The sequence below is a fragment of the Rathayibacter tritici genome (genome assembly GCF_001641005.1).
In the GTDB taxonomy this organism is placed as follows: Bacteria; Actinomycetota; Actinomycetes; order Actinomycetales; family Microbacteriaceae; genus Rathayibacter; species Rathayibacter tritici.
The window spans coordinates 2,152,730-2,174,537 of record NZ_CP015515.1 but is presented as its reverse complement, the minus strand read 5'-3'; the positions used below and the strand labels follow the sequence as shown (position 1 = coordinate 2,174,537).

The window sequence follows — 21,808 nt, the reverse complement described above, 5'->3', positions numbered from 1 at the left end:
CGGGACGTCTCCTGACCTTCATTCTCTAGAGAGGCGGCGGTACAGATGCATCTGGGTGCGATCGAGGAAGACGTCCCGTTCGACGACGGGGCGGCGGAGGCGCTGATCTCAGCGTTCGATGCGGCTGCGTCGATGCTCGTGGGACAGGCGGGCTCGCGCTCATCGCTCGTGACGACGGCGCTCGCGGAGTTCCGCGGCCGGTTTGCGCAGGTGTTCGAGAGCAACGCGCGGGTGGCGGCATCCGACGTGCAGGAGCTGGCGCAGCGCCTGCGGGAGGTGTCCTCGGGAGCGCGCCAACTACGGCGCGAGGCGCACAAGGAGCAGAAGCGGCGACAGATCGCGCGCGAGTGGCAGCGTGAACAGGACGCGCGCAACCTCCTCGAACGTGCCGGGGACGCGCTGTTCGGCTCGGACGATCCGCCCGTGGGACCGGCGGCGGACGAGCCGCGGATCCCGGTCGAATCGGCGAGCACGGGCGCACGGGAGGTCCCGGCGCTCAGCGGCGGTGGCACCGGCGGCGGAACCTCGGCCGCTCGTCCCGACGACCTACGCACCTTCGCGACGTCGGCATCGGCCCTCGACGACGAGCTGGGTACCGCTACCGCCGTGCTGCGAGGACGCCTCGCAGACTTCGCCGAGCGGTGCCGCTGGGGCGCACTCTCGGCAGACGGTGTGGTGAGTGGTGCCGAGCAGTGGCTGGCCGCGAACCGCCAGGACGCGGCCTGGGCGCGTACCGTCGCCGATGCGTTCGCTGCTGCGGGTGGCGAAGGCGTCGTCTCGAACGTCGCCGACAGCGCACTGGCCGTTGCGCTAGCCTCCGCCGGCATCCCCGCTGATCGACGGGACCTCACGATCACGCCGGCGCAGGCCTTCGGTGCACCGCCGAGCACGGGGTACTCCGATGACCCGGTCAACACGGCCACCGGGAACTTCCTCGAGGTCGAGCGCGATCTCACCTTCGACGGTGGCTGCGCGACGCTTCTGCTGGAGCGCAGCTACAACTCGCTTGACGAGCGCATCGGCGCGTTCGGTCGTGGCTGGTCCTCGATTGTGGAGCAGCGGCTCCGTCTCGGGGACGAGGGCGCCGTCTGGGTCATGCCCGATGGTCGCGAGGTCATCTTCCCCCGCGAGGGCGCAGGGTGGGCTCGGGCGGTCGGCGAGAACTGCTGGCTCGAGGCCCGCGACGGGCTGCTGGTCGTGTCGGACTCCCGTGGGACGACCGTCGAGTTCTCCGCATCCGGGCGATGGCGCGCACACGATTCTGGTCCGGGAACGGGGATCACGGCGGAGTACGTCGACGAACGACTGGTCCGGTTGCGTCACGCGCGCGGCCGCTGCATCGACCTCGAGTGGAGCGGCGATCTGGTCGTCGCCGCACTCGCGTCCGACGGTCGCCGCGCCGAGTACCGCTACGACGAGGACCGGCTCGCGTCGGTCTCGCTAGCGGCGGGGATTCGACGGTACTCCTGGAACGACGCGGGCCTGATCGAGTCGGTGACCGCAGCGAGCGGAGTCGTGGAGGTCGTCAACGAGTACGACTCCCGACGACGGGTGCGCAGCCAGCGCTCGCCGTTCGGCCGAGCGACCCGCTACGCCTACCTCTCCGGGCGCGCGAGCGTCGTTTCCGATCTGGACGGCTCGCGCTCGAACACCTGGGTCGCCGACGCGGCAGGCCGCCTCGTCGGTGTCCTCGACTCCGAGGGCCGTCGGCAGTCGATGAGCTACGACGCTCACGGGAACCTCCTGTCGGTCGTCGAGCGCGACGGCGCCGTCACGGCCCACGCCTACGACGAGCGTGGTCGCCGTGTCCGCACGCGCACTCCTTCCGGAGCGGACGTGCGGCTGAGCTATGACGACCGTGACCGGGTGGTCGCGGTCTCGACGGGCGACAGCGTCACCTCCTACGAGTACGGGAGCGACGAGGCACGCGAGCCTGTCCTGATCGTGGATCCGGAGGGCGGGCGCACGGCACTGACGTGGAGCGACGGGCTGCTGACCCAGGTCGTCGATCCCGTCGGTGTGATGCTGCGGATGACCCACGACGAGTACGGCGACCTGGTCGCGACGACCAACGCCGACGGACGTACCGCGCGTCTCGAACGGGACGAGACCGGCCGAGTGACGGCCGCCGTCTCACCCTCCGGAGCACGGACATCCTTCCGGTACGACCCCGCTGGTCAGCTGATCTCCCGCCGCGACGCCGGCGGATCGACGTGGCAGTACGAGCGGGATACCGTCGGTCGCCTCGTCGCAACCGTGGACCCCCTCGGCGGGCGTACTGAGCTGACGTACGGCGAGCACGGCGAGACGACGCGGACGATCGATCCGCTCGGCCGCTCCATCAGCCGAGAGTTCGACGATCTCGGGAACGTCGCTGCCGCGATCCTCCCGGACGGTGCCGCCTGGCGGTTCGCCTACGACGCGGTGACAAGGCTTGTGGCGACGACCGATCCGGCCGGCGGTGTCTGGCGGCGCGAATACGACGCTACCGGTGCGCTGACCGCGACGATCGACCCGACCGGGGTTCGGCGCTCGTTCGTCATACAGGCGACGTGCATCGCTCTCGGTGACGGACCCACTCACTCGCGCGTCCGATTCGACCCGCTCGGCCGCCCGATCGCCGAGGAGGGACCCGATAATTCGGAGTCGAGGACCAGCTACGACCGCTGCGGACGGCCGGTCGAGCTCGTCGATGCGGAGGGCGGATCAACCGCGCTCCACCGCGACGCGGCTGGCCGGGTCGTCGAACAGGTGTCGCCGACGGGCGCGAGCACGAGCCTCGAGTACGACGTCTGTGGGCGTCTCTCCGGGATCGTGGACCCGGTAGGAGGCCGGACGCGCCTGGAGTACGACGCCGACGGCCGGATGGTTCGTCGAGTCGACCCTGCAGGCGGCGTCACCACGGTGGAGTACGACGCGATCGGGCGGGTCGTCCTTCGCCGGGTTCCCGGCGAGGGGACTTCGCGGTATCGCTACGACGCTGCCGGTCGGCTCATCGGGACACGCGATTCGCGGTACGGTGTGCGCCGGTTCCGCTACGACGCCGCCGGTCAGCTGGTCGAGGCAGTCAACGGTGTCGGGGGAGTGACGCGGTACGACTACGACCAGCGGGGTCGCCTGGTGACGATCGTCGATCCGGCCGGTGGAGTGACTCGGCGCGAGTACGACGCGGCCGATCGCGAGGTCGCGACCGTCGATCCGCTGGGCCGCAGGACGACCGGCGGCTACGACGCCGCTGGTCGATGGGCGTGGCAGGAGACCCCGGACGGGCACCGGTGGGACTGGCGCTTCGACGCCTTCGGCCGCGAGAAGAGTGGTCACATCGACGGAGTGCTGCACTGCGAGATCGACCGTGATCCACACCATCGTCGATTGACGATCACGGACCACACAGCGAGCGAGCCGGTCGTGCACACGCTGGAATGGGACCGCGCCGGCCGACTCCTTCACCGGCGACGGGACGGTGACGGACTCGCCTGGGAGTACAACGCCGACGGTACCCGCTCTGCCACGATCGGGCCCGAGGGTGCTGCGACGCGCTATGAAAGGGATCTCGCGGGCAGGATCACTGCGATCGAGCACCCGCTGGTCGGTCGAGCCGAGTTCTCGTACGACGCCGCCGGGCGGATCGCGTCGTCGTCCGCCGGTGGTGGCCGACAGACGTGGCAGTACCGCGACGGCTTCCTCGTTGAGCACGTCGAGGGTGGGCGCGTCACCGCTCTCGATCGCGACGGCGAAGGACGACTCTCCAGGGTGCGCAGCGGCGACGGGACGGTGGAGTACCGCTACGACCAGGCGTGCCAGCTTGTGGAGGCGAGCGGAGACGTCGTCTCCTCCTGGGCGTACGACGCCTGCGGCCGGCCGATCGCAGAAAGCACGGCGGGGAGGATGAGCAGCCGTTCGTACGACATCGCCGGTCAGCTGCGAACGATGACGGACGCCGACGGGACGGTAACCGAATACCAGTACGACGGGCTCGGCCGACGCACGGGCGCACTCGGCTCGGACGGCTCTGCACGCAGCTTCGCCTGGTCGCGTTCCGGGCGGCTGGAATCCATCGAGGACCGGCGGGCGGATGGCTCCACGTCTGTGGTGTCTCTCCACGTCGATGCGCTCGGTGAACTGGCCCGAGTGGGTTCCACGGAGCTGCGGTGGGACAGCGCCGATGCCGTTCCGTCCCTGCACTCGGTCGGGCCCCTTCCCGTTCTGGCGACTCCCGGCGGTGTCACGGGCATCGGTGAGCGCTGGGTGAGTGCCGGGTGGAGGGCGCAGCGCCCGACGCTGCCGACGAATCCGTGGGACCTCCCAGCCACCGAGGACTCCACACTGCCGTCCGAGCTCTCGCTCGCTGCCGGCGGTGGAGTCGCGGTGGCGGGCCTGGAGTGGTTGGGCCATCGGGTGTACGACCCGGCGACGCGCGGCTTCTTGTCGACTGATCCGCTGGAGCCGGTCGTCGGTTCGGGTTGGTCGGGTAATCCGTATTCATACGCGGGTAACGATCCGTTGCATGCGCTTGATCCGTTGGGTCTGCGGCCGGTGACCGATGCAGAGTTGCGTGCGTATCGGGATGGGAACAATGGTGCGTTCGCCGATGTCGGCCGGTTCGTCGTGGATGCGAATCGGTGGGCGTGGGAGAACAAGGAGTACCTCCTTGCGGGTGTTGCGGTGCTCGCCGGGATTGCGTTGATGTGTACGGGGGTGGGTGGTCCTGTTGGTCTTGCTCTGATGGCGGGTGCTGGGGCTCTTGTGTCGGGTGGTGTGTCGGTGGCGACGCAGAAGGCGGGAACGGGGTCGGTGGATTGGGGGCGGGTCGGGATTGACGCGGCGGTGGGGGCCGTCTCCGGGGCCGCGGGTGCAGGCGTCGGCGCGGCATTCGCGAAGCTGGGATCGGGGATCGCGGTGCGGACTGCCGGTGCTGCTGCTGGTGGCGCGTCTGAGGGCGCGGTGAACGGTGCCGGCACGTACCTTCTGGAACCGGGCCCGCACACACTCGATGGTCTGGTGATGGCAAGCGCTGAGAACGCCCTGATCGGCGGCGCCACCGCCGGGATTACGGCGAAGATGCCGCCGTGGTTGTCTCTCGATGACATGAAGTGTTTCGACAAATGGATTTACCGATCAAGGTATACGACGGAGCCGACTGTCATGTTCCGGGCGGGGGACATCGACGGGTATCACACGGGCGACTGGTGGTCTACGGATGCCCCTTGGAGTATCAGTCGAGTGCGTTCCGAGAAAGCGCTTCCTCCGGTGTGGCGGACTGGCGATTCTACTGTGGTCAATGCGGGTTTCTCGGCGGAGCTTTCTCCCGGTCTGCCCAGCTATGTTGGGCGAGTAGCGCGGCAGCGTAGCTTGACTGGGGAGCTGTATCCCGGGGGAACCAATCAGACCTTCATTCCTGATAGCAAGTATAGTGCGAAGGAGATTGATTCATGGCATCTTTTGCCCTGACTGATGCTGGAAAAAATCGATTCGCGGACGCGATAGACGATTGTGGCTCGTATTTTATGTCTATTGATGCGCCTGTTTCGTCTACGCGATTCGAGGAATATGCTCATACCGTGCGGAACGCTACTTCGGTCCGACAAGTGAGGCAGGTGGCATCGCTTGTCAGGGGAACGTTTGTAGGAACGATGAATGGCCTGAAGGAACGGTGCGTCCTCGATGCTGATCGGACCATCGATCGGGAGCGGACTAAAAGTTATGACGAGGCTGTGCGCACAGTGCTGAGAGAAGCAAGCTTTTTCCGATGGTGGTACTGAGAGCGTTATTCATTAGGTCTGATTCGGGCGTGTCGTTCCGAGACATCGGCTTCCCATTCGGGAGAAGAGAAGTTCCAAAGCTCGCTATTTTCGGAACGGGAAGCCGATGCGGTACGACTCTACTACAGGCCTGGATGCGGAGCAATTGACGGAGCTGATCTGTCGGATATGGCAGATTGTCGCGGGGAGGGGTGAGATTTCGGGACGCCCGGTGCTGCTGAACATTCGCGAGCAGGTCGTTATGACTTTGATCATATTGCGGCAGAACGTGAACCAAGCGACTATCGCGGATATGTTCGGTGTGTCGCAGCCCACGATTTCTCGCGCATATCGGCGGATCGTCCCGCTGATCGAGCAGGCCTGCTGTTTGTCGGGGGTGTGTTTAAAGACGAGCGTGTCTGATGGTGTGTGTAAGGAGTGGGCCTCCTGATGGAAGGAATGACTCTGTTGGCTATCGATAGGGTGTCACGTGAAGCGCGGCGCAGGACCCAGGAGGCGGGCGCTGCGCGTTTGGTCGAGTCGGGCGTGATGGATGACCTGTTCGCGAAGATCGACGCGGGCGAGATCGAGTTGGAGGGCGCTGGAGGGCTGATCCAGCAGCTGATCAAGTCCGGGCTCGAGCGGGGGTTGCAGACGGAGCTGACCGAGCACGTCGGATACGAGAAGGGCGACCCGGACGCGGCGTTTCACGAGAACTCCCGGAACGGGTCGTTCCCGAAGACCGTCGCCACGAACGTCGGCGACGTTGAGCTGCGGATCCCGCGGGATCGCAAGGGAACGTTCACGCCTCGGCTGGTCCCGACGGGCAGCCGGCGGTTGTCGCAGTTGGACGAGATGATCGTGTCGCTGTATGCCGGTGGGATGACTGTCCGCGATATCGAGCATCACCTCGCCGCGACGGTGGGCACGGAGCTCTCGCGCGAGACGATCTCGAAGATCGTCGATGAGATCTCCGACGAGGTCCTCGCCTGGCAGTCGCGGCCGTTGGAGGCGTTCTATCCGGTGATCTACCTCGACGCTCTGATCGTGAAGGTCCGCGACGGCGGGCACGTGCGCAACAAGGCCGCGCACCTCGCGGTCGGCGTTGACATGGACGGCATCAAGCATGTTCTCGGGATCTGGGTCCAGCAGGCCGAGGGCGCGAAGTTCTGGGCGTCGGTCTGCGCGGAACTCGCGAACCGCGGCGTCCGTGACGTGCTCATCGTCTGCTGCGACGGGCTGACGGGGTTCCCGGAAGCGATCGAGGCGACCTGGCCGGACTCGATGGTCCAGACCTGCGTCGTGCACCTGATCCGCAATGCCGTGCGGTTCGTCGCCTACGGGCAGCGCAAGGCCGTCGCCGCCGCATTGAAGCCGGTCTATCAAGCGCCGACCGCGGACGCCGCCAGGACCGCGCTGGAGGCGTTCACGACGTCAGAGCTGGGGCGCGCGAACCCGCACGCGGCAGCGGTGTTCGAGAGCGCGTGGGAGCGGTTCACGCCGTTCCTCGCGTTCCCGCCCGAGGTGCGCCGGGTGATCTATACGACCAACGCGATCGAGTCGCTGAACTTCCAGCTGCGCAAAGTCACGAAGAACCGCGGACACTTCCCCAACGACGCGGCCGTGATCAAGCTGCTCTGGCTCGCGATCTGCGACATCGAAGACAAACGCGCCCGCGACCGAGCCCGCGACCGAGGACGCCCCGCCGCCGAACGTCGAGCTGAGGGACGCCTCGTCGAAGGACAAGTCGTCACGAATTGGAAGAAGGCTCTCGAGCAGCTCTCGATCGCGTTTCCCGAACGAATCCACCGCTACCTCTAAACCCCCGAGGACCACGCACTTACACACACAACTTGACAGGCTCTTAAAGACGGCTATCCAGGGCCGAGTGGTCCTGGTCGACGGCACCGATGTTCCCACCGGGAACCGCGCCGTGACGGGGAGAGCGAACTACTCCGGGAAGCGACACCGTCAAGGGCTGAACGTGCACGTTGCCTCGGACGTGAACGGTAACTTGCTCTGCGTGTCCGATCCGACCCCCGGCGCTCGGCACGACCGAGCGACCATCAGCCTGTGTGGATGGGAACCGATTCTCGATAATGCCGAGTGGATAGCGGACCCAGCGTACGTCGGGACCACCGCAGTCACTCCACGGAAAAAATTTCACCACGGACAACATGATGACAACACACGTACAGCCAACCGATACATCTCCTCCATCCGTTCGGCGGTCGAAAGATGCATCGCGCACTGGAAGAACTGGAAAATCCTCAAGACCGGCTATCGCGGACGTCTTACAGAACTTCCCAACCTCATTCGCACCGTCACCCGCCTCGAACTTTACCGACTCGGCTGGTAAATGCTTATGAATAACGCTCTCTGACTCAGTTTTTACTGATTGGTGATTGACATACGTCGAAGGCGCTTTGCGGCGATCGTGCCTAAGCCGCGTGGGATTGCCGGCAAGGCTCATTCCTGTGCAAGGATAGTGCGAAGGAGATTGATTCATGGCTTCTACTGCCCTGATTGACGCCGGAAAAAATCGATTCGCGGACGCGATAGACGATTGTGGCTCGTATTTCACGTCTATTGATGCGCCTCTCGCTTCCAAGCAATTCGAGGAATATGGCCATACCGTGCGGAACGCTACTTCGGTCCGACAGGTGAGGCAGGTGGCATCGCTTGTCCGGGGAACGTTTGTGGGAACGATGACTGGCCTTGAGGAACGGTGCGTCCTCCACGCTGATCGGACCATCGATCGGGAGCGGACGAGGGGTTATGAAGAGGCGGTGCGCACAGTGCTGCGAGAAGCGCGCTTTTTTCGATGGTGGTATTGACATCCAGATTCTCCGGTATCGTGTCTGGTGAGTAGTTTCGGCCAACGGCTTGGTTCCCGGAAGGACAGGTATGCGGGTCGGCCGAACGACTCAACCGATCTCGAAGCGTCACTGCGACTCCAGTAAATATCTGGAAGGAAACACTCCTATGAAACTCTTCCGTCTGAGCGACCGACGCCGAGACGGGTACGCTGCGGCGCTCGCCCATCTGGCGGATCGATCGCCGCGAGAAACCTAGAGACTTATGCAAAATTCCCTGGCGCGCCCAGCGAACAGGCCTCTGACCAGGATTTTTGTGAAGCCCTACTCGAATTTTGCATAAGCCTCCTTTTACGCCGACCTTTTCGCCAAGCACGCCTGCCGAGCGCGAGAGGCGACGACGCTGGGGGAGATGCGGCAGGTGTGCAGGGCTGTCCTCTCCTCCTACGGGCTCAAGGACTGGGGCGTCGACAGTCAATGCGTCCGCCGACCCGACGGCTCTCTCGACGCCGAAGCGACGAATGAGCTCGGCGAGCACGCTGAGAACGTGCGGCAGCGTGCGCAGCTCATTTGGTGGCTGATCTGAGGCCCGAGGGCAGCCGACGGGTTCGCGACGCCGGGGGCCTGCTGACGCCGCACGCTCGGCGACTCCCACGCTCGGCGACTCTTCATGGAGCCGAGCGCCTCCGTCCCCCTGAATCTCCTCGGTAGGTCTAGGCACCGCCGTCCGCCGGTGTCGGGGACACCGACTGGACGAAATGGACCTCGCCGTTCAGGCTGACGAAGCCGCGGCCCACCGTCGGCGGCACCGGGAAACGGCGGGGGATCTGCGAACCGAAAAGATTGTTGTCGTTATCGATGTCGGGCTGCAGCAGCAGGATCGAACGGGAGGCCGCAGCCTTCTTCGTCCAGTTCCCGAAGTGATGACGCAGGTCGTTCGATCGGCCGGCCAGGACGACACAGAGCCCCGGCCTGCCCGACGAGATCAACCGCAGCAGCGACTGGTCGGAATCGTCCCAGCGCTCGGCGTCGTCGAGGAGGAGCAGCACGGGGCCGTCCTCCATCAGAAGCGACCCGAGAAGAGTCCGCAGCTCATCCGCGCCGACGGCGAGCCGGTCGAGGTCGGCGCCCGCCAGCGGGGACCGGCGATCACACGCGCCCCAGATCGCGACGGAGCCCGCGGCCCGCGCCGCTTCAGCCAGGGCGAGCAGCACGGTGGACTTGCCGGATCGCGCGGGGCCGGTGACGGTGATGTGCTCACCCTCGAACACCTGGAACGCCAGCGGGGCGAGGTCCGATTCGCCCAGACCGATCGGAAGCAGCCACGGCTCCTGGTCGAAGCGGGCTTTCAGCCCGAGCGCGCTCACCGCGACCCGCTCGGGGAGCGTGCCGACCGCGCTCGTCTTACTCCCGGCGTCCGGCCACAGGGCCACCACTTCGGCGATCGCCCGGTCGAGACCGACCGCTGCGGTCGCGACGTGGGTCTGCAGGAGCGACGCGACCAGGACGCAGCGACCCGGCACCGGAGCGGGCGCAGACGCCGGCTTCACGCCCGAGACGGAGTAGTCCTGTGGGTCCGCGAGGCGGAACAGCCACTTCTGCGTCGTCACCTCCTCCATGACGGAGGGGATCGCCTTCGCGCGGCTGGTCGTCACCGCGAAATGCAGGCCGAGCTCCGGTCCATCGGCGTAGGCGCGGGAGAACGCCTCCATCAGGGCTAGGCCCTCCCAGTCGGCGAACTCGTCCTTCAGCGTTGCGAGCCCGTCGATGAGCACCAGCGCCCGACGATGCTCACCGGGTGACGCCCGACGCCTGCGCACCTCGTCGCGGAGGTGACGGAGGAAACGGGTTTGCTTCTCGTGGGCACCGGCTCCCGCGCCCACGTAGGAGACGGTGTGCGGGAGGCGCGCGAGCGGGGCGCCGTCGCGGGAGCCGGCATCGAGGACGTACAGGTCGAGTTCGTCCGGTGAGAAATGGCGGGTCGCGGTCAGAGCGATCGAGGCGAGAGCCGTGCTCGTGCCGCTGCCGGGGATGCCGAGCAGGAGCAGATTCCCCTCGCCGAGGTCCCAGCCGGTCGCGACCTGGCGCTGGCGGTCGGGGTCGTCCGAGAGAGCGAACTGCAGGACGTCGTCGACGACGCGGCCGAGGTCGGATTCCTCCGCACCGAACCCACCGAAGGGCACAGCGTCGCCGAGTGGCGCCGGCCAGATCGGACGAGGTGGCGCGAATCCGGCATCGGCGTCCGCCTCCACCACGGCGTCGATCAGGAGGTCGAGATCGGTCGGTGCCGTCTCGTCGGCCGTGACCGGAGAGGGATCCTCGAGCGGCACCCCCGTGAATCCGACCAGCCGGACCTCGATCGCTTCGACCGCCGCCGCCTCCGCGCGCCCGGTGACCAGCGCGGTCTGCACCGGGGAGATGTCGTTCTGGCCGAGCTTCACGAAGGCCCGACCGGTCTGCGAGCGGGAGATCTCGGCAGCGCTCGCGACTCCGATCACGTTGGCGGAGTCGTCGCGGCTCTGCACGCGGAGAGCGACGCGGAGGTTGGTGTTCGCGAGAATGTCGTCGTTAACCACGCCCGCGGGACGCTGGGTTGCGAGGATCATGTGGACCCCGAGCGTCCGGCCGACGGCCGCGACGCTGACCAGCGAGGTCAGGACGTCGGGATGCTCTTTCGCCAGCATGGCGAACTCGTCCACGACGAGCAGGAGTCGTGGCATCGGCTCCGCCGGCGAGGTGGCCCAGTAGGCGTCGAGAGTGTCGACGCCCTCGCCCGCCGCGGCGAAGATCCGCTGACGCCGCTTCATTTCGGCCTCGAGGGCGCGCAGGGCACGGTCGGCGAGCTGCGCGTCGAGGTTGCTGATCGTGCCGATCGTGTGCGGGAGCCGCTCGCAGGCCGCGAACGCCGCTCCGCCCTTGAAGTCGATCAGCACGAAGTTGAGACGCGTCGGATCGTTCCAGGCGGCCAGGCCGGCGACGAAGGAGCGCAGGAACTCGCTCTTCCCCGAGCCGGTGGTGCCTCCCACCAGGCCGTGCGGGCCGTCGGCGACGAGGTCGAGCACGAGAGGACCGTGCTCCCCGGCTCCGACGGGCGCACGGACACCTCGTGCGCTCGACCACCACTTCCGGACGTCGGTGGCCGTCGGACGATCGGTCCCCAAGAGTGGCGGGAGCCGCACGAGCGAGGGGAGAGCCGCGCCCGCGGTGACGAGCTCGGGGTCCTCGAAGCGTGCCAGGTCTCGCGCGCAGCGCTCGGCCGTGGCGGGGGCGAGTCCGGCGAGCACCACATCCTCGACCGTCGTCCGCTCGTCGGGACGCGAGAGGACCGCCGATGCGTCCGCCCCGACCCGCACGACGACCGTGCAGGAGGCGGGGAGTTGCTCCTCCGACGCCGCGAGGACGACCCCGGAGATGCGGGTCGCGGGCTCGCGCTCACCGCGTCCGAGCCCGAGGAGCTCGCGTGCGGGGGCGTCGCGGCCCTCGGTCAGCACGTCCGAGTCCAGCACCAGGAGCACCCGCGGCGCGCGTTCGTCGCGAAGAGCGCGGAGGAGTTCGGTGCTGCGCTCGCGCCGGTCGGAGAGACGGCGCTCGCCACCGAGGAGCCGGGTGTGGGGGAGCCAGGAGGCCCAGCTCCAGTCGGAGTCGCGTCCCCGGTCGCAGAACACGCCGACGGCGAGGTCGGCCGGTCCGCAGTGGACGGCTGCCTGGCAGAGCAGGCTCCGCGCCAGGGCGAGGCTGCCCTCGCGATCGCCGACGATGCCGACAACACCCCCGTCGGCGAGATCGATCGACACGGGTGCGCTCGGGACCACGCTCTCCGCGAGGATCGCACGTACCTGCTCCTCGAGCCGTGACACTCCGCGCTGGTCGAGTGGGGGAGACCACGGGACGTCGCCCACGCCGATGTGCAGGCCGAGCACGTCCGGGGAGGTCGCGCGCCGCTGCCACAGCGAGGTGGCGGGTAGCGCTGCGCGACGGATCGTCGTCGCCGGGTCGGGCGCGTCCTCCTCGAGGCGGGCTCGCTCGAGACGTGCCGCGCGGGCGACGTCGTCGCGGAGCGTCTGCAGCGCCTCGCCGAAGCGGTGCTCCTCGGTTCGGATCGCTCGGGTGTGCCGGTGCCTCTGCTCGAACCACATGCCCACTCCGGCGACCGGACTGAGCGCGGCGAACAGGGCGTATCGGGCGTCGCCCATGATCAGGACCATCGCGAAGGCGAGGACCAGCGGCGCCGCGACGGTGATCACACTGAACTTCGTGGCGGACGCGATCTCGACGCGGGAGGGTGGGACGACCGCGTCGGCGGCGGCCGGTCGCCCCGGTCGCGGCGGCCGGTTGAAGGGCACGGTCGCATTCGCGGTCAGGTTGTTCAGGCTCCCCGGTTCGGGGGCGAGGGGCTCGTGCGGCGCGGCGCGGAGCAGGAGCGCCGCTCCTCCGGCGATGACGACCGCGGCGTCGGCCACGAGGACGCCCTCGCCGGTCGCGGGGACGCCGTCCACCAGGGTGCCGTTCGTGCTGTCCGCGTCCCGCACCCGCAGGGCGTCGCCCTCTCGGGTCGCAGAGAAGTGCTCCCAGGACGCGCTCGCCGTGTCGAGGACGACATCGGCGTGCGGGGATCGGCCGACGGTGAGCGGTCGACTCCGCGGGATCTCGATCACCGCCCCGGCCCCGAGCCCACCGGAGAGCGTGGCCGTCCAGCCGCGGACCGGTGCCGGCCGCGGCTCGGGAGAGCGGGCGATCCGTGTTCCCTCGAGCAGAAGCAGGTCGACCAGCCTGGTGTCGACCGGATGCAGGGCGGAGTCGACGGCGAGGGCCGTTCCGGACGGCGGACGATGCCCGGTGACGGCGTCGACGAGATCGCCGAGGGTCGCGGAACTGCGGTAACGCCCGAGGTCGATGTCGGTGCGGGCGTCGTCGAGGTCGAGGAGGAGTCGCATCGGTGCCCTCAGGTTCGGGTCTGCCCGGCGAACCAGAGCAGTGGCGGATCGGTGGGCCGCAGGCCGAGGTCCTGTGGCGACGCGTGCAAGGGAACGACCGCACTGGTGAGCGCGCTCGCCGTACCGAAGTCGAGCGCCGGCCCGACGAGGCCGTCGGCCGGTCCGACCGTGGATCCTGCGAGAGCGGCGGCGACCGAGGAGGGCGTGCTGCTGCCCGCTGCTGCCGCGGCTCGCACCAGCGCCACCACCGCGTCGTGGCTGGAGGCATCGGCGACTGCGGCGACGTCGTCGAACTCGCGATCTCCGAGGAGGGTCGTCCCCGCGGAGTCGTCCGCGGTCATCCGCACGGCGCCCAGGAAGGCGGAGGCCGCGCGGCCGCGCTCATCGCCGCGCAGGGCGACGGCGTCACCGGAGTCCGCACCGACGGTGGTGAGATCTCCCGAGAGAGTCCCTCCGGCGGCGATGAGTGCGGGAGCGAAGGCAGGGCTCAGGGCATCGGGCGTGAGGAGGACGGGCGCGCTCGTCCCGGCGGCCTGCAGAGCAGCGACCGCGACCGCCTGAGCGGCGGCGGGCCCGGACACGACCACGCGGTCCACCGTCTGCGTGCCCTCGAGGTGAGGTCGCGCGGCAGCGATCAGGGCGTCAGCGGTGGCCCCCGGGTCGGCAGTCACCGTCGCAGCGGGCGAGAGACCGTGCGGGGTGCCGCCACCGGCATCGACGAGGAGCACTCGGGCGTCGGCGCCGACCACCTCCACGAGTGCCGCGTCCGCCGCCGCGGTGTCCGGCGTGATCAGCCAGGCACCGTCGCCGGACCCGGCCGGGTCGCCGCCGTAGGGGAGGACGAGGGCGATCCCCGCGGCTCGGGCGGCCTCCACCGCGGCGCCGGTGTGCCCTCCACGAGTCGCGAGCACGATCCCCGACACGTGCTCGCCTGCCAGCTGCTCGATCGCGGCACGCGCTCCCTCGGGTGTCCCGTGATCATCGGCGGCGACGAGACCGACCTCGCACCCGCCCATCTCGAACCGGCGCGCGGCGACGACGGCTCCGTTCGCCGCATCCTTCCACTCCGCGCCCTCGCCCGGAGCCGCACTGAGGGAGACGACGACCCCGAGCTGCAGCTGCTCGGGCACCCGGGCGCAGGAGAGACCGACGGGGAGCGCCGCGACCGCGGTCGTTGGCGCCGATTGCGGAGGGAGGAGCGAGACGAGTGCCCCGCCGAGGGCCAGTAGTGCGCCGACCGTCGCGCCGATCAGCAGAAGTGTTCGCCGGTTTGGCCGGGACCGCGGCGCGGCGCGGCGAGCGAGGCGAGTCATCGGACGTCCCCGATCCGGAAGGAGTAGACAGTCTGCGTCCGTGTGCCGTCGGGGAGCTCGAGGTGGAACGCCGGCAGCGCGTCTGCGGCCCGGATCGAGGCCCGCTCCTGCGCTTGGGTGAGGAGGATTCCGGAGACGTCCTCGGAGCGGACCGCGGCATAGCCCTGAGCGCTCTGCGAAGCGAGGGCGAGCTGCACGTCCGCCGTGCCGACCTTGGCGGCGCTCGTGGTCATCGATCCGAGCAGGCCAGACCCGCCGACGCTCCGATCGCCCAGGTCGAGAAGCACCTTGTGCAGATCCGCGGCGAGCAAAGCGGAGGCCGCCTCGGTGTCGCGTGTGGAGGCGTCGATGGTCGTAGCGATCCTCGCGAGTGAGTCGCGGGTGCGCTCGGAGACCGCCTCCCCGATGCGGGCCTCAGCGGTGCTGAGTGCCTGATGCTCGGCATCGACGGTCGCTGCCGCGTCGGTGCGAATCCCGGACGCCGCCCCGTGCAGTCCCGACACCGACCGGCCGAACATCGCGGCGATCGCCTCGGCGTCGGCCTCCGACCGGGTCGATGCGCGTCGCACCTGCTCGTCGAGGAGCGCGGAGACCGCCGAGGAGGCGGCCGCATCGGCCTCGGCGAACGCCTGCTCGATCGCCGGGGCGAGGGCGTCCTGCTGAGCGCTCAGAGCGTCGACGCGCACGCCGAGCGCGTCGCGTCGGGCCGTCAGCGCAGCGGCATCGGTGCGAAGCGCGGTGAGCAGCCCGGTGAGGCGCGCGTCGTCGGAGCCGGCGGTCGCTGCGGCCGCGGCCACGTCGCTGCGGAGCGTGGCGAGCGCGGTCCGAAGCTCGGTGAGGTCGGCACCGGCGCCGGTGTCGCCGACGGCCGAGGCGACCGACGTCCACGCCTCGACCTGCTCCTTCAGCCGGTCGGCCACGGGGGCGGAGTAGCCCTTGGGCGTGTCGAGACGGCCCTTGCCGGAGCAGGGAGTCGCGGTGAGATAGGCCCGGAGCTCCTCGACGGAGCTGCGCGAGAGTCCGGTGGGAGCGCTCGTCGGGCGCGAGGTCGGAGACGGGGTCGGAGTCGTCGCGGTGGGAGTCGCGGGCAGCAGCTCGCAGAGCCGATCGGCCAGGTCCTGGTTCTGCGCCGACAACGAGCCCGCGGTACTCGGTGTGCCGATTTCGTCGAGCGCGGTCGTCGCGGCCGCGCCGACCGAGGCGACTGCCGTCTCCAGCTCGCCAGCGCCGGTGTCGAGCCCATCGAGGGTCGATGACAGTCCGGCCAGAGCCTCCGCGACGGATCCGTCCGGATCCGCGAGAGCACCGACGGCGCTCGAGGTCGCATCGACTCGGCTCGAGAGCGCGGCGTACTCCGCCTGCACCCCGGCCATCAGCTCGGGCTGTAAGGAGTCCACGAGCTCCTGCCCGCGACCGAGTAGCCCGAGCAGCACTGCGTCCACTGCGGCGCCGGAGGCGGCGAGCGAGCAGGTCATCGAGGGAGCGGTGCAGGCCTCGGCGGACGGCGCCTCCGGTCCGACGGCGCTGCGGAGCGCGGCGACGACCTCGTCCCGACAGGATCCGGTGGCCGTTCCGTAGGCGTCGAGCTCGGTCGTCAGGCGCAGCAGCTCCGAGTGGATCGAGCTGGGGCCGCTGCTGCCGCGCTCGACGGCTACGGCACAGCCGCTGCCCGAGAGCTTCGGCGTCGGCACCGTGGCGGACGTGTCGCCGAGCATTGCATCGACCGCGTCGATTGCCTGGGAGAGCTGCTGCAGCAGGCCGGACTCGGTGCCCGAGACCGTCTCCGACAGCTGGGACTTCAGCGTGGTGAGCTGCCCGGAGAGGCCCTGCATCGAGGCTGCCGTCGAGGCACTGCTGCTGCGCAGCTCCTCCGCCGTGCGGACGCCGAGCGTCTCGGAGGTCGCGTCGAGCGAGGTCCGTACTTCGGCGACGGTCGTGCCCGCCTGGGTGAGCAGGTCGTCGACGGCGGTGATCACCTCGATCGTGCGACGCTCGAGCGCGAGCGGCGAGGCGGCTCCGGTGTCGAAGGCCGCGTCGAGGGCACCCGCGATCGTCGGATCGGTGCTCAGCCCCGGCTGCACCGCCAGATCGAACGCGGGGACGGAGAAGTCGGTGACGTCCGCCACGAGTGTCAGCGTGGCGGTCGCGCCTCCGCCGGGCGGTGCGAGGAGGGAGGCCCACTGCACGACGGCGTCGCCGTGATCGTCGCGGCTCAGCACGCCGTTTGTGACGGCGCCCGACTCGCTCGAGGTGACCACGCGGCTCGGTGAGACGCCCGGCAGGACGGTCGAGGCGACGATTGTCAGCGGAGCGCCCACGAGCGCCGCGCGGCTCGCTGAGCGCCCAGCCACATCGAACGCGACCTCCTCGGCATGCACCGTCAGATTCTCGATCGCGAGTGAGATCTCTACCCGACCGGAGCGGCCCGCGAGCCCGGCCAGATCGGTGCCCGAGGCGTCGTCGGTGCGCCAGGTGGCGCGGATGCGGACCGGTAGGTCGGCGGCGACGGCGTGGGGATCGTAGGCGGTGGTCGTGACCGCGGTGTGGGACGCGTCGTCCCCGACGCCGAGGGCCGTCCCCTCGATCGCCCGCACGCCTCCGTCGGTCGAGGCGGACACGCTGACCGATTGCAGCACCCGCGACGCGGTGAGGGGCGGCGGCGCCGGCGGCGTGCAGCCCGCCAGCAGTCCGGTTGTGGCCGCGAGCGCGGCTCCGACGAGCGTCCTACGAATTCTCGTGCGCACTCTGTCCACCCCTCGTTTCGACGGGGCGCCGGTGGCGCCGCTCTCATCGACATGAGCGATGCTCGCAGAGAGGACGGGTGCAGGGAGGCGTTTGGCGCGCGGTGACCGGCACTGCGCGCCAGGGTCAGATCAGCTTCAGTTTCCTCCGTAGCGCCTGCACATGCCCGGTCGCCCGGACCCCGTACTGAGCGAATTCCAGTGCACCCTCAGCCCCGACCACGAACGTCGAGCGCAGGACGCCGACGACCGTCTTGCCGTAGAGCTTCTTCTCGCCCCAGACCGCGTAAGCACGGTGGACCGTCATGTCGGGGTCGCTCAGCAGCGGGTAGGTGATGCCCTGCGCGTCCGCCCACCGACGCAGGGCGTCCGGGGTGTCGCGCGAGAGCCCGAGCACCTCGTAGCCGGACTCTCGGAGGGACGCCGCGTTGTCGCGGAAGTCGCACGCCTCCGTGGTGCAGCCGGGGGTGTCCGCTTCGGGGTAGAAGAAGAGGATGACTCGACGCCCGTGGTACTCCGCCAGCGAGACGGGCTCCCCGTCCTGGTTCGGCAGCGTGAAAGCGGGAGCGGTGTCGCCGACGGCGAGGCGCGCCTCGGTCGGGAGGGGGGAGAGGTCGGTCATCGTCTGCTTCCGTCGGTCGTGGCGAAGGTGGTGAGGAGGCGCTGGAGCGAGTCGAGCCGCTCCGGTCCGCTGGCGCCCAGCAGGCCGCCCTCGACCGCCTCGATGATCGCGCAGTCGGGGGAGTCGGGCAGGTGCGTGCAGCCCCGCGGGCAGTCCTGCGCGATCACGGCGAGGGTCGTGAAGGCGCCGAGAATGTTGTCGGTGTTCACGTGGCCGAGTCCGAACGAGCGGACGCCGGGGGTGTCGATCACCCAGCCGTGTCGGTCACTGCGCTGCACGCGCAGCGAGACAGTGGAGGAGGAGGTGTGCCGGCCGCGGCCCGTCACCGTGTTGACGTGCCCGGTGGCGCGGTGCGCATCCGGGACGAGCTTGTTGACGAGCGTCGACTTGCCGACTCCGGAGTGCCCGACGACGACGGTCTCGTGGCCGAGCAGGGCCTCGGCGATCTCGTCGACGGGCGGCTCGTCCTGGCTCGAGAGGAACACGCGCAGGTCGAGCCCCTCGAAGTTGCGCAGGAACGGGGCCGGGTCCGCGAGGTCGGTCTTGGTGATGCAGAGCATCGGAGTGATCCCGGCGTCGAAGGCCGCGACGAGGTAGCGGTCGACCAGGCGCGTGCGCGGCTCGGGGTCGGCAGCGGCCACCACGCACAACATCTGGTCGGCGTTCGCCACGATCACGCGCTCGATCGCGTCGGTGTCATCGGCGCTGCGGCGCAGGAGGGTCGAGCGCTCGCGGATGCGGACGATCCGCGCGAGGGTCCCCTCATCCCCGCTGGAGTCGCCGACCACGTCGACGCGATCGCCGGCGACGATGGCCTGCCGCCGCAGCTCGCGGGCGCGAGCTGCCGTGAACTCGTGCTCCTCGGGCGTCCCGTCGCCGATCATCACCGTGTAGCGGCCGCGGTCGACTCCCAGCACCATCGCGCTCTCGGCGTCCTGGTAGGCCGGCCGGTTCTTCGTGCGCGGCTTGGTGCCCTTCGGATTCGGCCGCACCCGCGCGTCCGATTCGTCGTAGCCGTCGAAGTCGTCGAGAGCGCCGTCGGCGTCGAGGCCGCTGTCCGTCCACCACGACACGGGTCAGACCGATCGGGCGAGGGTCGACCACAGCTCCGGGAACTGGGGGAGGGTCTTCGCCGTCGTGGCGATGTCCTCGATCACCACGCCGGGGACGACCAGCCCGATCAGCGCACCGGCGTGCGCCATCCGGTGATCGGAGTAGGTGCGCCAGCGTCCGCCGTGCAGCTCGGCGGGCTCGATCCGCAGGCCGTCCGCGAGTTCGGTGACGATCCCGCCGAGGCCGGTGATCTCGGCGGCGAGCGCGGCGAGGCGATCGGTCTCGTGGTGGCGGATGTGGCCGATGCCGGTGAAGGTGCTGGGGGTGGAGGCGAGCGCTGCGAGGGCCGCGAGGGCGGGAGCGAGCTCGCCGCCCTCGGAGAGGTCGAGGTCGACACCGAGGATCTCGTCGCCGCCGGTGACCACGAGGTCCTGCCCGTCGCGCTCGACGACGGCGCCGAACAGCGGCAGGATCCGCTCGAGATGCGCTCCGACCTGCGTCGTGACCGCGGGCCAGTGCCGCAGGCGGACGCGACCGCCGGTGACGAGCGCCGCCGCGAGGAACGGCGCCGCATTCGAGAGGTCGGGCTCGATCAGCACGTCGGCACCTGCGATCGGCTGCGGCGCGACCGCCCACTCGCCCTCGGCGGGTGTGCCCACCTCGACTCCGCGGGCCGCCAGAGCGGCAATCGTCATGTCGATGTGCGGTCGCGAGGGAACCGCGCTGCCCTCGTGGCGCAGGTGCAGCCCCTCGTCGAATCGCGCACCGGCCAGCAGAAGAGCCGAGACGAACTGGCTCGATCGGGAGGCGTCGACCACGACATCTCCGCCGCGGACGGACCCCGAGCCGTGCACGGTGAAGGGGAGCGCGCCGCGACCGTCATCGGCCACGTCGACTCCGAGCGAGCGGAGAGAGGTGACCGTGGCCCCCATCGGCCGTTTCGCAGCATACGCGTCGCCGTCGAAAGTGGTCGGGCCGAGCGCGAGGCCGGCCAGCGGCGGGACGAAGCGCATCACAGTGCCGGCGAGGCCGCAGTCGACCGTGGTCGAGCCGAGCAACTCCTCGGCCGGCTCGACGACGAGGTCGGGACCGAAGTCACCGGTCGCGCCCGTTTCGCGGATCGTGGTTCCGAGCGAGCGCAGCGCCTCGATCATCAGAGCGCTGTCGCGCGAGTGCAGCGGCGCTCGGAGCGTCGAGGGCCCGTCTGCCAGCGCCGAGAGCACGAGCTCGCGGTTGGTCAGCGACTTGGAGCCGGGCAGGCCGACCTCGGCGTCGAGGGCGCCGGCCGCCAGAGGTGCGGGCCAGGAGTCGTCGCCGGGCAGCGCACGGGCGTCGCCGTACGGATCGAACTCAGGAGCGGAATAACGCGAGAAGACCATCGGTTGTCAGGATAGTCGGCGCGCAGGGCGTCGGCCGGAGCGTGACGGAGGTGGAGCATGACAGCAGCACCCTCGACCCTCCCGCTCACCCGCAGGCGACCTCGACCCGCAACCCCGGTCCTACGCCGCGCCGCCGCCCTAGAATCGCTCGTGATGACTCGCGATGACGAACCCCGCACCACCTCCGCCGACGAGGCTCCCGCGCCCGCCGATGCGGAGCAGACGATCGTGGAGACCGTCGAGGAGTCCCTGGACGACGCTCCGGTCGAGGCACCCGTCGATCTGCGGTCCCTCTTCGAGCAGCAGGCCCTGCCCTTCATCGACCAGCTCTACGCGGCGGGTCTGCGGATGACGAAGAACCCCTCGGACGCGCAGGACCTCGTGCAGGAGACGTTCGCGAAGGCGTTCGGCGCATTCCGCCAGTTCGAGCAGGGCACCAACCTCAAGGCCTGGCTCTACCGCATCCTCACCAATACCTTCATCAACTCGTACCGCAAGAAGCAGCGCGAGCCCTACCAGAGCGCGATCGACGAGTTGGAGGACTGGCAGCTCGGCGGCGCCGAGTCGACCACCGCCACGTCCAGCCGCTCGGCCGAGGCGGAGGCGATCGACCATCTCCCCGACACCGCGGTGAAGGAGGCGCTCCAGGCGATCCCGGAAGACTTCCGGCTCGCCGTCTACTTCGCCGATGTCGAAGGCTTCTCCTACCAGGAGATCGCGGACATCATGAAGACCCCCGTCGGGACCGTCATGAGCCGGCTGCATCGCGGCCGGCGGATGTTGCGCGAACGACTCACCGACTACGCACGCGAGCGCGGATTCCGCGCCGCATTCACCACCGGGAGCACGACATGACCGACAGCGGCTGCACGAAGGCGAAGGCGGAACTGGAGGAGTACCTCCACAACGAGCTGTGCAAGGAGGACGCCGCCGACATCCGCGAGCACATGGCCGGATGCGTCGACTGCACCGACGAGGCGAAGGTCGGCGTCGTGCTGACTGTTGCCGTGCAGCGCGCCTGCAAGGAGACGGCGCCGGAGGACCTGCGTGCCCAGGTGCTCGGCATGCTCCGCGACGAGCACGCTGCGCACTCGTCCGCTCCTGCGCGCCTCTAGTCGAGCCGCTCGAAGCACCGCCGGCTCGCGAGAACAGGTCCGGCTCGCCGGATCGCGAGGATCCGACGAGCCGAACAGGATGTCGCGAGCCCGA

Annotated in this window: 13 protein-coding genes; 7 read left to right on the top strand and 6 right to left on the bottom strand. The window is 69.3% G+C overall.

The features are described 5' to 3' along the window. The first annotated feature begins 45 nt into the window (after positions 1-45). The 5 genes from A6122_RS09845 (at position 46) to A6122_RS16570 (ending at position 9,143) form a co-directional block, all read left to right on the top strand. Positions 46-5,451 carry a DUF6531 domain-containing protein gene (locus tag A6122_RS09845; protein WP_068254353.1) on the top strand — a complete coding sequence of 1,802 codons (5,406 nt, stop codon included), beginning with the start codon at positions 46-48 and terminating at the stop codon, positions 5,449-5,451. A gap of 417 nt (positions 5,452-5,868) precedes the next feature. Then, positions 5,869-6,192, top strand: coding sequence for a helix-turn-helix domain-containing protein (locus tag A6122_RS09840; protein ID WP_068254351.1), 324 nt, complete (start codon positions 5,869-5,871; stop codon positions 6,190-6,192). A 98-nt stretch (positions 6,193-6,290) separates the two neighbouring features. Beyond that, on the top strand, positions 6,291-7,562 hold the full coding sequence (locus tag A6122_RS09835) for an IS256 family transposase (RefSeq protein ID WP_418320007.1): 1,272 nt from the start codon (positions 6,291-6,293) through the stop codon (positions 7,560-7,562). Positions 7,563-7,629: 67 nt separating this feature from the next. Then, the gene (locus A6122_RS15810; protein WP_167542367.1) at positions 7,630-8,100 is read left to right on the top strand and encodes a transposase family protein; all 471 of its coding nucleotides are present in this window, start codon (positions 7,630-7,632) and stop codon (positions 8,098-8,100) included. A gap of 869 nt (positions 8,101-8,969) precedes the next feature. Further along, positions 8,970-9,143 (top strand): hypothetical protein, encoded by a 174-nt coding sequence (locus A6122_RS16570; protein ID WP_157593796.1) that lies wholly within the window; start codon positions 8,970-8,972, stop codon positions 9,141-9,143. Between the two features lie 127 nt (positions 9,144-9,270). Here the strand turns inward: A6122_RS16570 and A6122_RS09830 are convergent, their stop codons facing one another. The 6 genes from A6122_RS09830 to aroA form a co-directional block, all read right to left on the bottom strand. Next, on the bottom strand, positions 9,271-13,491 hold the full coding sequence (locus A6122_RS09830; protein WP_068254348.1) for an FtsK/SpoIIIE domain-containing protein: 4,221 nt from the start codon (positions 13,489-13,491) through the stop codon (positions 9,271-9,273). Between the two features lie 8 nt (positions 13,492-13,499). Beyond that, positions 13,500-14,804 (bottom strand): hypothetical protein, encoded by a 1,305-nt coding sequence (locus tag A6122_RS09825; RefSeq protein WP_068254343.1) that lies wholly within the window; start codon positions 14,802-14,804, stop codon positions 13,500-13,502. Next, the gene (locus tag A6122_RS09820) at positions 14,801-17,548 is read right to left on the bottom strand and encodes a hypothetical protein (RefSeq protein ID WP_146077300.1); all 2,748 of its coding nucleotides are present in this window, start codon (positions 17,546-17,548) and stop codon (positions 14,801-14,803) included. Before A6122_RS09820 ends, A6122_RS09825 begins: the two co-directional genes overlap by 4 nt. A 124-nt stretch (positions 17,549-17,672) precedes the next feature. Further along, a complete protein-coding gene (gene bcp, locus A6122_RS09815) occupies positions 17,673-18,167 on the bottom strand; it encodes a thioredoxin-dependent thiol peroxidase (RefSeq protein WP_068254341.1) in 495 nt (164 codons plus the stop codon). Next, the gene (gene rsgA / locus A6122_RS09810; RefSeq protein WP_068254340.1) at positions 18,164-19,240 is read right to left on the bottom strand and encodes a ribosome small subunit-dependent GTPase A; all 1,077 of its coding nucleotides are present in this window, start codon (positions 19,238-19,240) and stop codon (positions 18,164-18,166) included. Before rsgA ends, bcp begins: the two co-directional genes overlap by 4 nt. Before the next feature lie 3 nt (positions 19,241-19,243). Beyond that, on the bottom strand, positions 19,244-20,599 hold the full coding sequence (gene aroA, locus A6122_RS09805; protein WP_068254336.1) for a 3-phosphoshikimate 1-carboxyvinyltransferase: 1,356 nt from the start codon (positions 20,597-20,599) through the stop codon (positions 19,244-19,246). 153 nt (positions 20,600-20,752) lie between these two features. On the opposite strand from aroA, the gene A6122_RS09800 reads away from it, so the two are divergent. Together A6122_RS09800 and A6122_RS09795 are read left to right on the top strand one after the other, a co-directional pair. Next, positions 20,753-21,454, top strand: coding sequence for a sigma-70 family RNA polymerase sigma factor (locus tag A6122_RS09800; protein ID WP_068254335.1), 702 nt, complete (start codon positions 20,753-20,755; stop codon positions 21,452-21,454). Continuing rightward, positions 21,451-21,714, top strand: a complete 264-nt coding sequence (locus A6122_RS09795) for a zf-HC2 domain-containing protein (RefSeq protein WP_068254334.1) — start codon at positions 21,451-21,453, stop codon at positions 21,712-21,714. Before A6122_RS09800 ends, A6122_RS09795 begins: the two co-directional genes overlap by 4 nt. Positions 21,715-21,808 lie beyond the last annotated feature (94 nt).